Origin of the sequence: Bradyrhizobium sp. NAS80.1, assembly GCF_001908205.1 — a bacterium.
Lineage (GTDB): Bacteria > Pseudomonadota > Alphaproteobacteria > Rhizobiales > Xanthobacteraceae > Bradyrhizobium.
This window is the reverse complement of record NZ_LGHL01000057.1, coordinates 52,194-67,969: the sequence shown is the minus strand read 5'-3', so window position 1 is coordinate 67,969 and position 15,776 is coordinate 52,194. Positions and strand designations below refer to the sequence as shown.

The following is a 15,776-nucleotide window of genomic DNA, read 5'->3' as shown; positions in this document are numbered from 1 at the left end:
CGGGCGACGACAGCGAAATTGGGGCGGCAGCGTACCGGATCTAAGAAGAGAATCACTCCCCCGCCTGGAGCTTCCTTGGAAACAGCTCGGGCGCGCTTGACGCCACGAGGCGCGGGCCCTCCGCCGGCGCATCAGTCTTGCTGAAATCGAGTTCCTCGATCCGGCCCGCACGCTTCTCGATCTTGTCGGCGGAGATCAGCACTTGCCGGACGTCCTCGTTCACGTCGGCAAAGTGCTTCTGCAGCTTCAGCACGCGGTCGCGCAGGCGGCCGAGGTCGTCGCCGAGCTTGATCACCTCGGTGCGGATCTGGTCGGCGGCGTCGCGCATGCGCGCGTCCTTCATGATCTGCTGCATCACCTGGATCGCGAGCATCAGCAACGAGGGCGACACCAGCACGACGCGGGCGCGGTAGGCCTTCTGGATCACGTCGTCGAAACCGTCATGGATCTCGGCGTAAACCGATTCCGACGGCACGAACATCAGCGCCATCTCCTGGGTCTCGCCGGTGACGAGATATTTTTCCGCGATGTCGCTGACATGCTTCATCACGTCGCCGCGCAGCCGCTGCGTGGCAATCCGCCGCTCCTCGTCGCTGCGGGCGTCGTGCAGCGCGGTCATCGCCTCCAGCGGAAATTTCGCGTCGATGCAGAGTGGCCGCTGATCGGGCAGGAACACGACGCAGTCGGGCCGCTTTCCCGTGGAGAGCGTGAACTGGAACTCGTAGGCGCCTTTTGGGAGACCGTCCTGGACGATCGCTTCCATCCGCGCCTGGCCGAAGGCGCCGCGCGACTGCTTGTTGGCGAGCACGTCGCGCAGGGTGGTCACCTGCGTGGTGAGGTCGGTGAGGTTCTTGTGCGCGCTGTCGATGATGCCGAGCCGCTCGTGCAGCGCGCGCAGGCTCTCCATGGTGTTGCGGGTCGAGTGCTCCATGGACTGGCCGACGCGATGGGTCACCGAATCCAGCCGCTCGTTGACGGCGCGCGCCATCTCGGCCTGGCGGCCGGCCAGCGCCTGGGTCATGGCATCGACCCGGCCCGAGGCCTCGCTCTGGGCGCGCAGCACCTGGCTCAGGCGCTCCTCAAGTTCGTCGGCCCGGATCGCGTGTGCCATGGCGAGTTCCGCGCCGCGCCGCCCCGAGCGCGCGATCACCACGGCAATCACAACCAGCAGGATGAGGACCAGGACGCCGAAGCCGATCAGTGCATCGATCGTGCGCACCGGCCAGTCGCCAGCCAGGAAAATGATCTCGTTCATGCCGCTCCTTCTAGCCGATTCGCCGGAATGTGCGAACGAAGAGGGAACGTTTATAGTTAACGGCCCCCTAATTTTCATGGTTAACAAAGCCTAAAGTTTTATGGTTATCGGACCGTTAACGAGTTCCCGGCCGCATTGACCGCATCCGGCATGCGGCTTAAATCGCCGCCATGGCCCTACGAGAAATCATCATCCTGCCCGACAGGCAGTTGCGTCTGGTCTCCAAGCCGATCGAGAAGGTCACGGCCGAGATCCGCAAGCTTGCCGACGACATGTTCGAGACCATGTACGACGCGCCCGGCATCGGGCTCGCGGCGATCCAGGTCGCGCAGCCCTTGCGGCTCATCACCATGGATCTCGCCAAGCGCGACGAGAACGGCGAGACCAATCCGGAGCCGCGTGTCTTCATCAATCCCGAGATCATCGCCTCGTCCGAGGAGCTGTCGGTTTACGAAGAAGGCTGCCTCTCGATCCCCGAATATTACGAGGAGGTCGAGCGGCCGGCGAAGGTCCGCGTTCGGTTCACCGATCTCGACGGCAAGGTGCACGAGGAGGACGCCGAAGGCCTCTACGCCACCTGCATCCAGCACGAGATCGACCATCTCAATGGCGTGCTGTTCGTTGACTATCTGTCGAAGCTCAAGCGCGACCGCGTGATGAAGAAGTTCGAGAAAGCCGCCAAGCGCGCGGAGTGAGTTTTAGTGCTGCTCCGTACTCCCTGTACTCCCTCCCCCCTTGCGGGGGCGGGCAGGGAAGGGGGGTAGCCCAGGAGATGGTTTAACCGGGGCGAAGAACTAGTCCGCGCTCACGCCGAGAATGCGCGTCGTGTGGCACCCCCCCTCCCTAGCCCTCCCCCGCAAGGGGGGAGGGAACACACCGAGTCCTTGTCATGCCCCTCCGCCTGATCTTCATGGGCACGCCCGATTTCTCCGTGCCGACGCTGCTCGAGCTCGTCGCGCACGGCCACGAGATCGCGGCAGTCTATACCCGCGCGCCGAAGCCCGGCGGGCGGCGCGGCCTGCAGTTGCAGCCGACCCCGGTCGAGGAAGCCGCGCGAAAACTCGGCGTTCCCGTGCTGACGCCGAAGACGCTGAAGACGCCGGAGGCGCTCGACGAGTTTCGCGCCTTTGATGCGGATGCTGCCGTCGTCGTCGCCTACGGCATGATCCTGCCGCAGGCGATCCTCGATGCGCCAAAACTCGGCTGCTACAATCTGCACGCTTCGCTGCTGCCGCGCTGGCGCGGCGCGGCGCCCATCAATCGCGCGATCATGGCGGGCGATGCCGAGAGCGGCGTGATGGTGATGAAGATGGATGTCGGCCTCGACACCGGCGACGTCGCCATGGCCGAGCGTCTCGCGATCACGGACAACATGACCGCGGTCGATCTGCACGATCGCCTGTCCCGGCTCGGCGCCGATCTGATGGTGCGCGCGATGGCCGCGCTCGCCCGCGGCGGGCTCCAGCTCAAAAAGCAGAGCGAAGACGGCGTCACCTATGCCGCCAAGATCGACAAGGCCGAGGCGCGGATCGACTGGACGAAGCCTGCGCGCGACGTACTGCGCCACATCCACGGCCTGTCGCCGTTCCCCGGCGCGTGGGCCGAGCTCACTGGGGTCAGCGAGAACGCGCGCGTAAAGATCCTGCGCTGCGAGCTTGCAAAGGGCTCGGGTGCCCCGGGCGAGGTGCTTGACGACCAGCTCACCATCGCCTGCGGCGAGGGCGCGATCCGCATCCTCGAGCTGCAGCGCGAGGGCAAGGCGCGGATGCAGGCTTCGGACTTCCTGCGCGGCGTGAAGGTTGAGCCGCCGATGCGGCTTGCCTGATGCCCCGCTACAAGCTCACCATCGAATATGACGGCGCGCCGTTCTACGGCTGGCAGGTGCAGGAGACGCTGCCTTCCGTGCAGGGTGCGCTGGAGGCGGCGGTGAAGGCCATGACCGGCACCGATGCGCGGGTGCACGGAGCCGGCCGCACCGATGCCGGCGTGCATGCGCGGGGCCAGGTGGCGCATGTCGATATCGCGAAGGAATTTCGCGCCGATCGTTTTCGCGACGGCCTCAACGCGCATCTGCGCCCGCATCCGATCGCTGTGCTGGAGGCGGAGATCGTCCCTGACACCTTCGAGGCCCGCTTCTCGGCGATCAAGCGCCACTACCGCTATCGCATCGTCAACACCCGCGCCAATCTCGCGCTCGACGTCGGCCACGCCTGGCGCGTGCCGCGCCGGCTCGACAGCGATGCAATGCACGCGGCCGCGCAGCGCCTGCTCGGCAAGCACGATTTCACGACGTTCCGTGATACCGAATGCCAGGCCAAGTCTCCGGAAAAGACGCTCGATCAGCTCGACGTGCTGCGCGACGGGCGTGAGATCACCATTGTCACCTCGGCGCGTTCGTTCCTGCACAGCCAGGTCCGCTCGATGGTCGGCTCGCTGGTCTGGGTCGGCGAAGGCCGCTGGACTGCGGACGATCTCTCCGCAGCGCTCAAAGCGCGCAACCGCGCCGCCTGCGGCGTCGTCGCCCCGCCGGAGGGGCTGTATCTGGTGAAGGTGGATTATTGACTCTTTGCCTCTCCCCGCTTGCGGGGAGAGGCCGACGCGCGGAGCGCGGCGGGTGAGGGGGACTCTCCACGAGTCCGACTCGCACCGTATTTGCGGATGCAGCCCCTCACCCCAACCCTCTCCCCGTAAGAACGGGGAGGGGGAGAAGTCACCCGAAATACCTTGTCAGTATCCCGCGATACACCTTCGTCAGCTTCTCCAAATCCACCACCGGCACGCGCTCGTCGACCTGATGCATGGTCTGGCCAACCAGGCCGAACTCGATCACCGGGCAGTAGCTGGAGATGAAGCGCGCATCCGAGGTGCCGCCTGACGTTGACAGCTCCGGCTTGCGGCCCGTCACTGCCTCGATCGCCGAGACTGCGAGATCGGTGAACGGGCCGGGCTTGGTGACGAACACGTTTGAGTTCGACGGCTCCCAGACGATGCGGGCGCGGATGCGGTTGCCGCAGGCTTTTGCCAGGCGCGACTCGACCAGCTCGCGCAGGCTCGCCTGGGTGTGGTTGTCGTTATAGCGGATGTTGAACTTTGCGCGGGCCTGGCCGGGGATGACGTTGCTGGCGGTGTTGCCGACGTCGACCGAGGTGAATTCGAGATTGGAGGCCTGGAACTGCGCACTGCCATGGTCGAGCGGCTCGTCGGAGATCGCCACGATCAGGCGCGAGATATCCGGCACCGGGTTGGCCGCGCGGTGCGGATAGGCCACATGCCCCTGCACGCCGTCGACATAGAGCGTGCCGGATTGCGAGCCGCGGCGGCCGACCTTGATGGTGTCGCCGAGCGTCTCGACATTCGAGGGCTCGCCAAGCACGCAATGATCGAACTTCTCGCCGCGCTCGGCGGCCCATTTCAGCAGCTTGATCGTGCCGTTGATGGAGACGTCTTCCTCGTCGCCAGTGATCAGGAAGGAGATCGAGCCCCTGCCGTCAGTGCGCGGCTTGCCGCCATGCGCGGCGAGATGCTCGAGCACCGCGGCAACCGAGCAAGCGATGCCGCCCTTCATGTCGACAGCGCCGCGACCGTGCAGAAAGCCGTCCTTCACCTCTCCCGAGAACGCGCCCACGCTCCAGGCGCTCTCGTCACCGGGCGGCACCACGTCGGTGTGGCCGGCAAAGCTGATGTGCGGCCCTTCAGCGCCGATCCGCGCGTAGAGATTGTCGACGTCGGCGGTGCCGGCTTCGGAGAACGTTAGGCGGTGGCAGGTGAAGCCGGCTGCGGTTAGGGCGTTTTCGAGCACCCCGAGCGCACCGGCATCGGCCGGGGTTACCGAGGGGCAGCGGATGAGATCGCGGGCAATCGAGAGGGCATCGGACATGAGCCCCGATTAACACGCATGCCGCCGGGTGGGCTAGCGTTTGGCGGGACAATTTCCAGCTCTGCCTGCTGGTCCCAGCTTTTCGCAGGAGACGAGGTGGATGCGAGACGTTCCTCGATTTCGGCGAGGGGGCCGGCCCGAACCGGTTGTCACCCACGCTGCCGCGCAGGCAGAACATTTCGACGAGGCCCCACAGGCACAGCGCGTGGATGGCCCAGTCGAACGGAACGAACCAGCTGGAGTCAGGCAGCAAGTCCCAGAAATAAAACAGCAGCCGGGGGACGAAGAAGAAGGGGACGATCCACCAGCCGCTCCTGTCGCGATCGTGCAGCCGCTTGATTGCGGTCGCAAGGTAGATCCAGAAGAACAGCGACGTGCCGAACAATTTCAGGATCAGGGTCGGGAGGTCGGCGGTCGGCAGCAGGCGATAGCCCCGGAGGTCAACCACCTTGAAGAGGTCGTCGAGGCCGAAGTCGAAGTTGAGCAGGATCTTGGGGGAGATGGATGTGGCCCTTCGAGAACTCCGATGACCTGAACGATGATCTCCTGCACGGCCGTCAACAGCGCGACGATCAGCAGCGCCTGCCACAACAAAGCGCGGTTGATGCGGCCGTCGAAGCGGAAGAGATACCAGATCCAGTCCATGCGAGGGGCTCCGGGCAGTCAAGCAGCCCGGATGTTGGTCTCGATGGAAGGAGGGTGGGTTCGATAAGGCGGGCTGGCGCCACTTGTCACCTCGCCCCGCTTGAGGGGAGAGGTCGGATTGCCTCGGCGATGCGAAGCATCGTCCGGTGCAATCCGGGTGAGGGGGTACAGGTCTCGCGGCCATCTCGTCCGTGGAGAGATGCCCCTCACCCCAACCCTCTCAGCGCGAGCGAAGCTCGTCGCGGCCCCGTAAGAACGGGGAGAGGGTAGGAGAGAGTCTCAATCCCGCAGCAGTTCGTTGATGCTGGTCTTGGACCGCGTGCGTTCGTCGACGCGCTTGACGATCACGGCGCAGGCCGTGCTCGGGCCCATCTGGCCGTTCTTCATGGGCTTGCCGGGCAGGGCGCCGGGCACCACCACCGAATATTCCGGCACTTCGCCGATGAAGATCTCGCCAGTCTCGCGGTCGACGATCTTGGTGGAGGCGCCCAGGAACACGCCCATCGCCAGCACCGCGCCCTTGCGCACGATCACGCCCTCGGCAACCTCCGAGCGGGCGCCGATGAAGCAGTCGTCCTCGACGATCACAGGCTCGGCCTGCAGCGGCTCGAGCACGCCGCCGATGCCGGCGCCGCCGGAAATGTGCACGCGCTTGCCGATCTGCGCGCAGGAGCCGACGGTCGCCCAGGTGTCGACCATCGTGCTCTCATCGACATAGGCGCCGAGATTGACGAAGGACGGCATCAGCACGACGTTCTTGGCAATGAAGGCCGAGCGGCGCACCACCGAGCCCGGCACGGCGCGGAATCCGGCGTCGCGAAAACGGTTCTCGCCCCAGCCTTCGAACTTCGAGGGCACCTTGTCCCACCAGGTCGCCTTGCCCGGACCGCCGGGAATGACGCCCATGTCGTTGAGGCGGAAGGACAGCAGCACGGCCTTCTTCAGCCACTGATTGACCTTCCACTTGCCGTCGCTCCCGCGCTCGGCAACGCGCGCCTCGCCCTTGTCCAGAATCTCCAGCGCCTGATCCACGGCCTCGCGCACCTCGCCCTTGGTCGAGGTCGAGACGCCGTCGCGCGCGTCGAAGGCGCTGTTGATGGTGGATTCGAGGGCTTGGAGGGACATCGGGATTTCCTCTTCGGGACGGAATTTTGATGGATTGGGGCGCTTTTTCGGGATTTGGAGGGGAGGAGTCAAGGCATACTCGGTCGTCGTCCCGGACAAGCGAACGAAGTGAGCGCCGATCCGGGACCCAACCACAGGCAGCGGTTTGGCGAAGACTCGGAGTTGCCAGTCTCGCGCTACAACCAGATCCTGTGGTTATGGGTCCCGGGTCTGCGCTGACGCTTGCCCGGGACGACAGCGGCTAATTGCGCGACAGCCTGCCCAAAAACCCCGCCAGATCATCGGTGACATGGTCGACATGGGCCGCATCCCGGCCCTCCAGCTCCCAGTCCTCGCGCACCACTTCCTTCGTCCCATCCGGCACCACCAGCACCGTGGTCATGCCGAGCTCGTGCGGGACGGCGAGGTTGCGGGCGAGGTCCTCGAACATGGCGGCGCGTGCCGGGTCGACCGCATGGTCGGAGAGGAATTTCCGATAGGTCTGCGGTGCCGGCTTCGGCTCGAACCCGGCGGCGATAATGTCGAACACGCCGTCGAAGTGCGTGGCGAGGCCGAGCCGCGCCAGCACGGCATCGACATGGTCGACCGAGCCGTTGGTCAGGATCAGCTTCCGGCCCGACAGTTTTGCAATGGCTTCGCCGAGCGCCGGATTCGGCTCCAGCGGCGAATGATCGATCTTGTGCACATAGGCGAGGTAGTCATCGGCGCGCACGCCATGCAAAGTCATCATGCCGCGCATGGTGGTGCCGAAGCGGAGGTAATAGTCCTTCTGGACCTTGCGCGCTTCCTCCGGGCTGACCTTCAGCCAGTTGCACACGAACTCCCCGATCCGCGCATCGACCTGCTGCCACAGATTGACGTGATGCGGATAGAGCGTGTTGTCGAGGTCGAATACCCAGGTGTCGACATGGGCGAAGGTGCGGGGTGGGTTCATTATAGCTCTCTCAGCTCGTCGTCCCGGACAAGCGCAGCGCAGATCCGGGACCCATAACCACAGGGAGTGGTTTGACGAAGATTGATAACCGCCATCTCGTGCCACAACCACATCCTGTGGCTATGGGTCCCTGCGTTCGCAAGGACGACATCCGTAAGTGTTGCGCCACCATGATCACATCACGGTATCGCAAAGCGCAGCGTCTTGCCGCCACTCGACATGTCCACCGCGCCAAAGCCCGTGGCGGCGAATCCGCGCGCTCCGCAATCGGCCTGCTGGTTGGTCTCGAACTTGGTCTCGCGTGTGCAGAGCTGCTTGTCGCCGCCCCAGTTCAGCGGCTTGTCCTTCAGCTTGACGGTGCGGTTGTCGCTATCTACGGCCTCGGCGAAGCTGAAAATCTGCTTCGGCTGGCCGGTCACATCAGGATGCAGGCACGTCTTGGGATCGATGCGATACCAGCCGCGGCTCGTCACCGACTTGCCGTCGTCGGTGGCGATCGCCGCCATCACCTTGTGCGTCGTGTCGTTGCACCAGGTCAGGCCGGATGCCGAAGGCGTCTGCACGGCATCGACCATGGTCTTGAAGAAATTCGGCGAGGAGACGATATCGGACGGCAGCCCGCGGCTCTTCAGGAAGGCAGCCAGCGCTCCTTGCGTCTTCGGCCCGTCGACGCCGTCGATCGGCGCGGCGTCATAGCCTGCGATCACCAGGAGCCGCTGGATGCCGGCGAGGCGCGCCTGCTCGTCGTCATATTCGGAATCCTCGGCGAGATAGGCAACGAAATTGCCGTCATCGCCCCGCGTCGGTGTGATCTGGGTGAAGGCGGCCTGGGTCTGGCCGGTGCGGCACTGCCGCGCGGCGGCGATGACGAAATTGTCCTGCGCCACGCACAGCATGTCGCTGCCGTTCTGGGGAATCGGGGATGCGCCATAGACGCCGAGCGCGCGGGCGTTGAGCAGGATGCGGTCGGCGGTCAGCGTGCCCTGCACCACCACGCGGCAGGTGGCGGGATCGATCCTGAACCAGCCGCGTGTCGCGGTCGCCGCCTTGTCGTCGATGCCGATCGCGGCCTCGACGACGTAGGACATGCGGTTGCAGATCTTGAGGTCGGCGAACGCCGGGGCGGAAGAGAAGAAGAACGAGACGACTGCTGTCGGCAGCGTCATCAGGAAGCGCGTCAGGATCGAGCGGCGGGGTCGCCTAGCTCTCAGCTCGTCATGGCCGGGCTTGTCCCGGCCATCCACGGATGACCGTATGTGCGGAGAGGCGTGGATGCCCGGGCCAAGCTCGGGCATGACGACCTTTTTCCGCTGCTCGCGCTCGCTCGTCACTTGTGGATCAGCGTTCCCGTGCCCTGGTTGGTGAAGAGCTCCAGCAGCACCGCGTGCTGCATCTTGCCGTCGATGATGACGACGCCTTGCACGCCCTGCTCGAGTGCGTAGATGCAGGTCTCGACCTTCGGGATCATGCCGCCGGAAATGGTGCCGTCGGCGATCAGTTTCCGCGCATCCTTCACCGAGAGCTGCGGGATCAGCTTCTTCGACTTGTCGAGCACGCCCGGCACGTCCGTGAGTAGCAGCAAGCGCTTGGCCTTGAGTGCGCCGGCGACGGCACCGGCAAAGGTGTCGGCGTTGACGTTGAAGGTCTGGCCTTCCTTCGAGGTCGCGAGCGGCGCCAGCACCGGGATCAGCTCGTAGCCGATCAGCTGGTTGAGCAGCGTGAGATCGACCTTCTCGGGCTCGCCGACGAAGCCGAGATCGACCACCTTCTCGATATGCGAGTCCGGATCGACCATGGTGCGCGTGGCCTTCGACGCGGTGACCATGTTGCCGTCCTTGCCGCAGAGGCCGACGGCCTTGCCGCCGGCTTCGTTGATGTAGCCGACGAGCTGCTTGTTGATCGAGCCGGCGAGCACCATCTCGACGATCTCGATGGTCGCGGCATCGGTGATGCGCAGGCCCGCGGCGAATTCCGAGACGATGCCGAGGCGCTTGAGCATGGTCGCGATCTGCGGTCCGCCGCCATGCACCACCACCGGATTGATCGCGGTCTGCTCCAGCAGCACGATGTCGCGGGCAAAGTTCTTCGCGGTCTCCTCGTCGCCCATGGCATGGCCGCCATATTTGATGACGATGGTTTCCTCGTCGTACTGCTGCATGTGCGGCAGCGCTTCGGACAGGATGCGGGCCTGGTCGAGCGGGGAGATTTCGGTCATGGGGCGGATCTCGCTGGCGGGACTGTCGGGCCGCGTTCTATCTGATTGGCGGGCGAGGCGCAAAGCGGTCTTCGTGCCCCGGACGCAGCGCTTCTTCAGCGGTGCGCTGCAGAGCCGGGGCCCATGTGGCTGCAGGGTCCCGGCTCTGCGGAGCGTCACCATAGCGCGTCGAAGACGCGCGTAAACGCGCTTTAGGTGCCGCACCGCGTCCGGGACACGAGCGTCACTTCCGCGCCACCGCCGCCGCGAGCGTCACTGCCAGCCAGCTTGCAATCATCAGCGTTCCGCCGGTCGGTGCCGCGAACGGAAACAGTGAATGGCCGGCAAATTGCCGCAAGGTGAGGTCGCCCGCGAACAGCGCGGCGCCGAGCACGAAGCCGAACGCGGCAGTGAGGCCAATTCCGCCGTGCAGAAGGCCGCGCGCGAGCAATGCGACGCAGGCCAATATGGCAGTTGCATGAAACAGGAGCATGGCGCTGGCGGAAGCAAGCCGGCTCGCTTCCGTGCCATGGGCGGAGGCGGCAGCGAGCGCGACGCCGCAAGCGCCCATCAAACCGGCAAGCCCAAGCAACAGGCGGAATGCAGCCGTCACGAGGCCCGCTCTTCCAGCAGCTTCGCCATCGCGGCGCGCAGCTCGGCCATGCCGGTCGAGCTCCGTGACGAGGTCGCGAGCACGTTCGGGAATGCGGCCGGATGTTTTGCCAGCGCGACCTCCGTCTCGGCGATGCGCGACTGAAGCTCGGAGGCCTTCACCTGGTCGGCCTTGGTCAGGACGATCTGGTAGCTGACGGCCGAGCGGTCGAGCGTCTTGAGCACTTCGAGATCGACGTCCTTCAGGCCATGCCGCGCGTCGATCAGCACGTAGACGCGTGCGAGTGAGGCGCGTCCGAGCAGGAATTTGTGGATCAGCTCGGTCCAGGACGCGACCTGTGTCTTGGGCGCCTTGGCGTAGCCATAGCCGGGCATGTCGACGAGGCGCAGGTCACTTTTCCCGGGGACCTCGAAGAAGATCAGCTCCTGGGTGCGGCCCGGCGTGTGCGAGGTGCGCGCGAGCGCGTTGCGGCCGGTGAGCGCGTTGATCAGGCTCGACTTGCCGACATTGGATCGGCCGGCAAAGGCAATCTCGAGCCCCGTCATCTGCGGCAGAGTTTCAATCGAGGGCGAGGCCCAGATGAACTGCCAGTCGCGGGCGAACAGCTTTCGCCCGGCTTCGATCAGCTTCGCATCTTTGTCGTCGGTCATGCGAAGGCCTCATCCCTCGTTATCGCCGGGCAAAAGCGCGAAGCGCATCTTCCCGTTCAAATGTCCCGGCCATCCACGCCTATCGGTGTGGCACCCTCCAAAACGTGGATGCCCGGGACAAGCCCGGGCATGACGATGTGGAGGCACTTACGCCCGCCAACAAACGGCGACGCTCGCTACGTCGCCTTCCTTGCGAACGTCGCCTTGAGATTGTCGAACAGCTCCACCTTCACGCCGTTGCGGCGCATGATGAAGCTCTGCTGGATCACCGAGAGCAGGTTGTTCCAGGCCCAGTAGATCACGAGGCCCGCCGGGAAGCCCGCCAGCATGAAGGTGAAGATCAGCGGCATCCAGTTGAAGATGATCTGCTGGGTCGGATCCGGCGGCGTCGGGTTCAGCTTCATCTGGAACCACATCGTGATGCCCATGATGATCGGCCAGATGCCGAGCGCGAGGTAGTGGCCGAACACCGGCAGCGTGGTCGGATCGAACGGGATCAGGCCGAACAGGGTGAAGAGGTTGGTCGGATCCGGCGCGGAGAGGTCCTTGATCCAGCCGTAGAACGGCGCGTGCCGCATCTCGATGGTGACGAACAGCACCTTGTAGAGCGAGAAGAACACGGGGATCTGGATCACCACGGGAAGACAGCCGGCGACCGGGTTGATCTTCTCCTTGCGGTAGATCTCCATCATCTCCTGCTGCTGCTTCACCTTGTCGTCGGGATAGCGCTCTTTCAGCGCCTGAAGCTGCGGCTGGATCGACTTCATCTTCGCCATCGAGGCGTAGGACTTGTTCGCCAGCGGGAAGAACAGCAGCTTCACGATCACGGTCACGAGCAGGATCGAGATGCCGAAATTGCCGAAGAAGCGGTAGAAGAAGTCGAGGCCGAGGAACATCGGCTTGGTGATGAAGTAGAACCAGCCCCAGTCGATCAAGAGATCGAAATGGTTCAGGCCGAGCGCCTTGTTGTAGCCGCCGAGGCCGGCGAACGGGAACACGCCGACAACGCCGGCTTCCTTGGCGCCGGCGAACAGCCGCGCGTTCGCCGTGGCGGTGCCGCCGATCGCGACGGTGACGGGATCGAGCAGATAGTCGGTCTGGTAGGTATGGACGTTGCCGACGGGGTTCGACGAGAAACTCGCCTGGATCTGGGCGCTGGTGTCCGGCAGCAGCGCCGAGGCCCAGTACTTGTCGGTCATGCCGAGCCAGCCATTGGTGGCCTTGAAGTTCACCTTCTTGGCTTCGTCGATCTTCTTGTAGGCGTATTCCTGCAAGCCATGGTCGCCGAGATAGCCGATCAGGCCTTCATGCAGGATGTAGTAGCCCGAGACCTGCGGCGTGCCGTGGCGCGAAATCAGCGCGAACGGATAGAGCGTGACCGGCGCGTTGCCGACATTGCTCACTTCGTCCTTGACGGTGAAGAGATAGTGGTCGTCGACCGAGATGGTGCGGCGGAAGGAGAGGCCCTCGCCATTATCCCATTTCAGCACCACCGGCGTCGAAGGCGTCAGGCTGCCGCTGCCGTCCTGCTGCCAGACGGTCTGAGCGTCCGGCATCTTCACCGTCACGCCCGTTGCCGCTACCCAGCCGAACTCGGCGTAGTAGGGCTCCGCGGTGCCCGAGGGCGAATAGAGGATGATCGGCGGCGACCTCGGGTCGACCGTTTCGCGGTATTGCACCAGCGCGAGATCGTCGATGCGTCCGCCCTTCAGCGAAACGCTGCCGGCAAGCCGCGGCGTGTCGATCTTGATGCGCGGGCTGGCCGCAATCGCGGTGTCGCGGGCAACGACCGGCTGGGCCTGCTGGTTCGCGGCCGGAGCCGCTGACGGCTGGGTCGCGCCACCGGCTTGCGGCGCGGCGCCCGGCGTCGCGGTGGCTGTTGGCTGCGGCGCATTCTTCTGGAGCTCGGCCTGCACCTGCTGCTGGGCGCGCTGCTTCTCCATCTGCGGCACGTTGTAGAAATACTGCCAGGCGATCAGCACCAGGCCCGACAGAATGACGGCGAGGATGGTATTGCGATTGTCGGTCATCTCTAGGGTCTCGTCATCAATCCGGTTTGCGGCTGGCGGCGGCGGTGGCACCTGGCCTCTGGCCGCGTCCCTTCGCCGGTCCCTTGGACAGTCCTTTGGGCGTATGCCGCGCGGGCTTCGTGAACGCTATGCGCAGATCGTCGAGCATGGTGGCGAAGTCACGCGAGAGCGCGTCCCTTCGGCCAACCAGCACATAATCATGATGGGGCTGCATCGACACCGGATCGAGCCGCTTCACCAATTCGCGAAGCCGGCGCCGGATGCGATTGCGCTCGGGGGCGTTGCCGTTCTTTTTGGTAACGGTGAAGCCGATCCGGATCGGGCCGCTGTCGTCGCGGCGGCGGCTTTGCAGGACGAACGCGGGGCTATTCGCCCGCGCGCCATTGGCAACGGCGAGGAAATCCGCCCGCTGCCTCAGCCGATCCATGATGAAATCCCAAAAAGGGGGTCCGGCTCAGGCGCTCAGACGCTTGCGGCCGCGGGCGCGGCGGGCGGCGAGGACCTTGCGGCCGCCGGCAGTAGCGAGGCGGGCACGGAAGCCGTGACGGCGCTTACGCACGAGTTTGCTGGGTTGATAAGTCCGCTTCACGGCTTTTTCTCCGCTGACCGGGCAATTTGCCTGTAGAATTGATGGTAAAGTCCTGAAGATGCGGCCCAAAATGGGCCCTTTTCGGCCCCAAAGAGAGCCGCTCCCGGTGTCACACCGGGTCATCGCGGACAATTTGCGCGGCTTATAAGGGAGCGCCTTCTTTTCGTCAACGCCGCAAGAGCGCACGACACCGGTGAATATCGCTGTTTGTGCGGGGTTTTAAACCGTTGAGGTGGCGACTCGCGATGTCAGCGCTTACATCCCACCTTGGCAGATTAGCGATCCGTAATTTGACCGGACCAGGGGCCCGGCCGCATCCTTCATCCGCCGAGCAGCGAGGGCGAATTTCGTGGCAGCGACAGACCTCCAGCCGATCCACGATCAGGATCAGCCGGACCAGCCGGCGATGCGGCCGCGCGGGTCTAGCGGGCTCGGCCTGTCCGGCAAGCTGCTGCTGCTCACCGTTCCCCTGGTGATGATCGCGGCCGTCCTACTCTATGTGCCCGCCATCGCCAACTTCTGGGTCAACCGGCTCAACGACCGCGTGGCGGCCGCCAACACGGCGGCGCTGGTGCTGGATGCGGCGCCACTCGGCATGGTCCCCGAATCGCTGTCGCGCCAGATCCTGAAAAGCATCAATGCCCGCGCCGTCGCCATCAAGATGGGCCAGCAGCGCCGGCTGCTCGCCAGCGACAATTTGCCGGCCGCCATCGAGCATGACATCGACCTGCGCGACATGACGGCCTGGGAGGCGATCACCGGTTCGTTCCGGATGATGCTGGAGACCGGCAACCAGGCGATCCGGATCGTGGGGCCCGGTGTTGGCAATGCCCAGTTTATCGAAATCGTGACCGACGAGCTGCCGCTGCGGCAGTCGATGTATCGATTCTCGCGCAACCTCGTTGTGGTTGCGCTGATCATCGGGGTGCTCACCGCGGGCCTCGTCTATCTCGCGCTGCATTACCTCTTCGTGCGACCGATGCGGCGGCTGACCGCGAGCCTGGTCGGCTTCCACGAAAACCCCGAGAGCTCGGCGCGGATCATCGTGCCGAGCCAGCGCAGCGACGAGATCGGGGTGGCCGAGCGCGAATTGTCCGACATGCAGCGCGACCTGATGTCGATGCTGCACCAGAAGAGCCGGCTTGCCGCCCTTGGCCTGGCCGTCTCCAAGATCAACCATGATCTGCGCAACCTGCTCGCGTCGGCGCAGCTCTTGTCGGACCAGCTCGCCAGCGTGCCTGATCCGCGGGTGCAGCGCTTCGCGCCGAAGCTGGTGCGCTCGCTCGAGCGCGCCATCGCCTTCTGCCAGTCGACGCTGTCCTACGGCCGCGCCCAGGAGGCCGCGCCCGACCGCCGCATGATCCTGATCGAGCCGGTCGTGCTGGAGGTGCGCGAGACCGCGGGGCTCGCCAGCGACGCCTCGATCGCCTGGGTCGCCGCGATCGAGCGCGGGCTCGTGATCGATGCCGATCCCGACCAGCTGTTCCGCGTGCTGCTCAACCTCGTCCGAAACGCTGCCCAGGCGCTGGAAAGCCATTCCTCGGGCGATGGCGGCGCGCAGCAGATCCGGATTACCGGCAAGCGCGAAGGCGCCGTCGCGATCCTGGAGGTCTCCGATACCGGCCCGGGCGTGCCCCAGAAGACCCGGGACCACCTGTTCGAGGCGTTCCAGACCTCCGGTCGTCCCGGCGGTAGCGGCCTCGGCCTTGCCATAGCCGCCGAGCTGGTGCGCGCCCATGGCGGCGACATTCACCTCGTCGAAGGCACCATCGGCGCCACTTTCCGGATCGTCATCCCCGACCGCCCTGTGGAACTGCTCTCCATCCGCAACGAGCGGGCAAGGGCGTAGGGCACGGCCGTTGTG

At 65.1% G+C, this 15,776-nt stretch carries 15 protein-coding genes and 1 pseudogene; 4 read left to right on the top strand and 12 right to left on the bottom strand.

Annotation, left to right across the window (positions count from 1 at the left end):
- Positions 1-52 precede the first annotated feature (52 nt).
- A complete protein-coding gene (locus AC629_RS14785) occupies positions 53-1,255 on the bottom strand; it encodes a DNA recombination protein RmuC (protein ID WP_084805436.1) in 1,203 nt (400 codons plus the stop codon).
- 170 nt (positions 1,256-1,425) lie between these two features.
- On the opposite strand from AC629_RS14785, the gene def reads away from it, so the two are divergent.
- From def to truA, 3 genes are all read left to right on the top strand, one after another.
- Positions 1,426-1,950: a peptide deformylase gene (def, locus tag AC629_RS14780; RefSeq protein WP_084805435.1), complete on the top strand. Its 525-nt coding sequence runs from the start codon at positions 1,426-1,428 to the stop codon at positions 1,948-1,950.
- 194 nt (positions 1,951-2,144) lie between these two features.
- A complete protein-coding gene (fmt, locus tag AC629_RS14775; protein WP_084805434.1) occupies positions 2,145-3,080 on the top strand; it encodes a methionyl-tRNA formyltransferase in 936 nt (311 codons plus the stop codon).
- Positions 3,080-3,817, top strand: coding sequence for a tRNA pseudouridine(38-40) synthase TruA (truA, locus tag AC629_RS14770; protein WP_084805433.1), 738 nt, complete (start codon positions 3,080-3,082; stop codon positions 3,815-3,817). Before fmt ends, truA begins: the two co-directional genes overlap by 1 nt.
- Positions 3,818-3,965: 148 nt before the next feature.
- Here truA and dapE read toward each other — a convergent pair whose 3' ends face one another.
- The 11 genes and pseudogenes from dapE to rpmH form a co-directional block, all read right to left on the bottom strand.
- Entirely contained in the window at positions 3,966-5,132 is a 1,167-nt protein-coding gene (gene dapE / locus AC629_RS14765; protein WP_084805432.1) for a succinyl-diaminopimelate desuccinylase, read from the bottom strand.
- A gap of 193 nt (positions 5,133-5,325) precedes the next feature.
- Positions 5,326-5,961: pseudogene (locus AC629_RS14760) on the bottom strand (DUF805 domain-containing protein); the annotation flags it as partial.
- A 95-nt stretch (positions 5,962-6,056) separates the two neighbouring features.
- A complete protein-coding gene (gene dapD / locus AC629_RS14755) occupies positions 6,057-6,902 on the bottom strand; it encodes a 2,3,4,5-tetrahydropyridine-2,6-dicarboxylate N-succinyltransferase (RefSeq protein ID WP_074124116.1) in 846 nt (281 codons plus the stop codon).
- A gap of 241 nt (positions 6,903-7,143) precedes the next feature.
- Complete coding sequence (locus tag AC629_RS14750; RefSeq protein WP_084805431.1) at positions 7,144-7,836, bottom strand: pyrimidine 5'-nucleotidase; 693 nt, start codon at positions 7,834-7,836, stop codon at positions 7,144-7,146.
- A 179-nt stretch (positions 7,837-8,015) separates the two neighbouring features.
- Positions 8,016-9,002 (bottom strand): DUF1036 domain-containing protein, encoded by a 987-nt coding sequence (locus AC629_RS14745; protein WP_084805463.1) that lies wholly within the window; start codon positions 9,000-9,002, stop codon positions 8,016-8,018.
- Between the two features lie 161 nt (positions 9,003-9,163).
- A complete protein-coding gene (gene argB / locus AC629_RS14740) occupies positions 9,164-10,051 on the bottom strand; it encodes an acetylglutamate kinase (protein WP_084805430.1) in 888 nt (295 codons plus the stop codon).
- Between the two features lie 223 nt (positions 10,052-10,274).
- Entirely contained in the window at positions 10,275-10,643 is a 369-nt protein-coding gene (locus AC629_RS14735; RefSeq protein WP_143199139.1) for a DUF423 domain-containing protein, read from the bottom strand.
- Entirely contained in the window at positions 10,640-11,293 is a 654-nt protein-coding gene (gene yihA, locus AC629_RS14730; protein WP_084805429.1) for a ribosome biogenesis GTP-binding protein YihA/YsxC, read from the bottom strand. Before yihA ends, AC629_RS14735 begins: the two co-directional genes overlap by 4 nt.
- 176 nt (positions 11,294-11,469) lie before the next feature.
- Positions 11,470-13,323, bottom strand: a complete 1,854-nt coding sequence (gene yidC / locus AC629_RS14725; RefSeq protein ID WP_084805428.1) for a membrane protein insertase YidC — start codon at positions 13,321-13,323, stop codon at positions 11,470-11,472.
- 16 nt (positions 13,324-13,339) lie between these two features.
- Positions 13,340-13,750 (bottom strand): ribonuclease P protein component, encoded by a 411-nt coding sequence (gene rnpA, locus AC629_RS14720; protein WP_084805427.1) that lies wholly within the window; start codon positions 13,748-13,750, stop codon positions 13,340-13,342.
- Between the two features lie 27 nt (positions 13,751-13,777).
- Complete coding sequence (gene rpmH / locus AC629_RS14715; RefSeq protein WP_008542748.1) at positions 13,778-13,912, bottom strand: 50S ribosomal protein L34; 135 nt, start codon at positions 13,910-13,912, stop codon at positions 13,778-13,780.
- Between the two features lie 349 nt (positions 13,913-14,261).
- Here rpmH and AC629_RS14710 point away from each other — a divergent pair, with 349 nt between their 5' ends.
- A complete protein-coding gene (locus AC629_RS14710; RefSeq protein ID WP_143199138.1) occupies positions 14,262-15,761 on the top strand; it encodes a sensor histidine kinase in 1,500 nt (499 codons plus the stop codon).
- Positions 15,762-15,776: the final 15 nt, after the last annotated feature.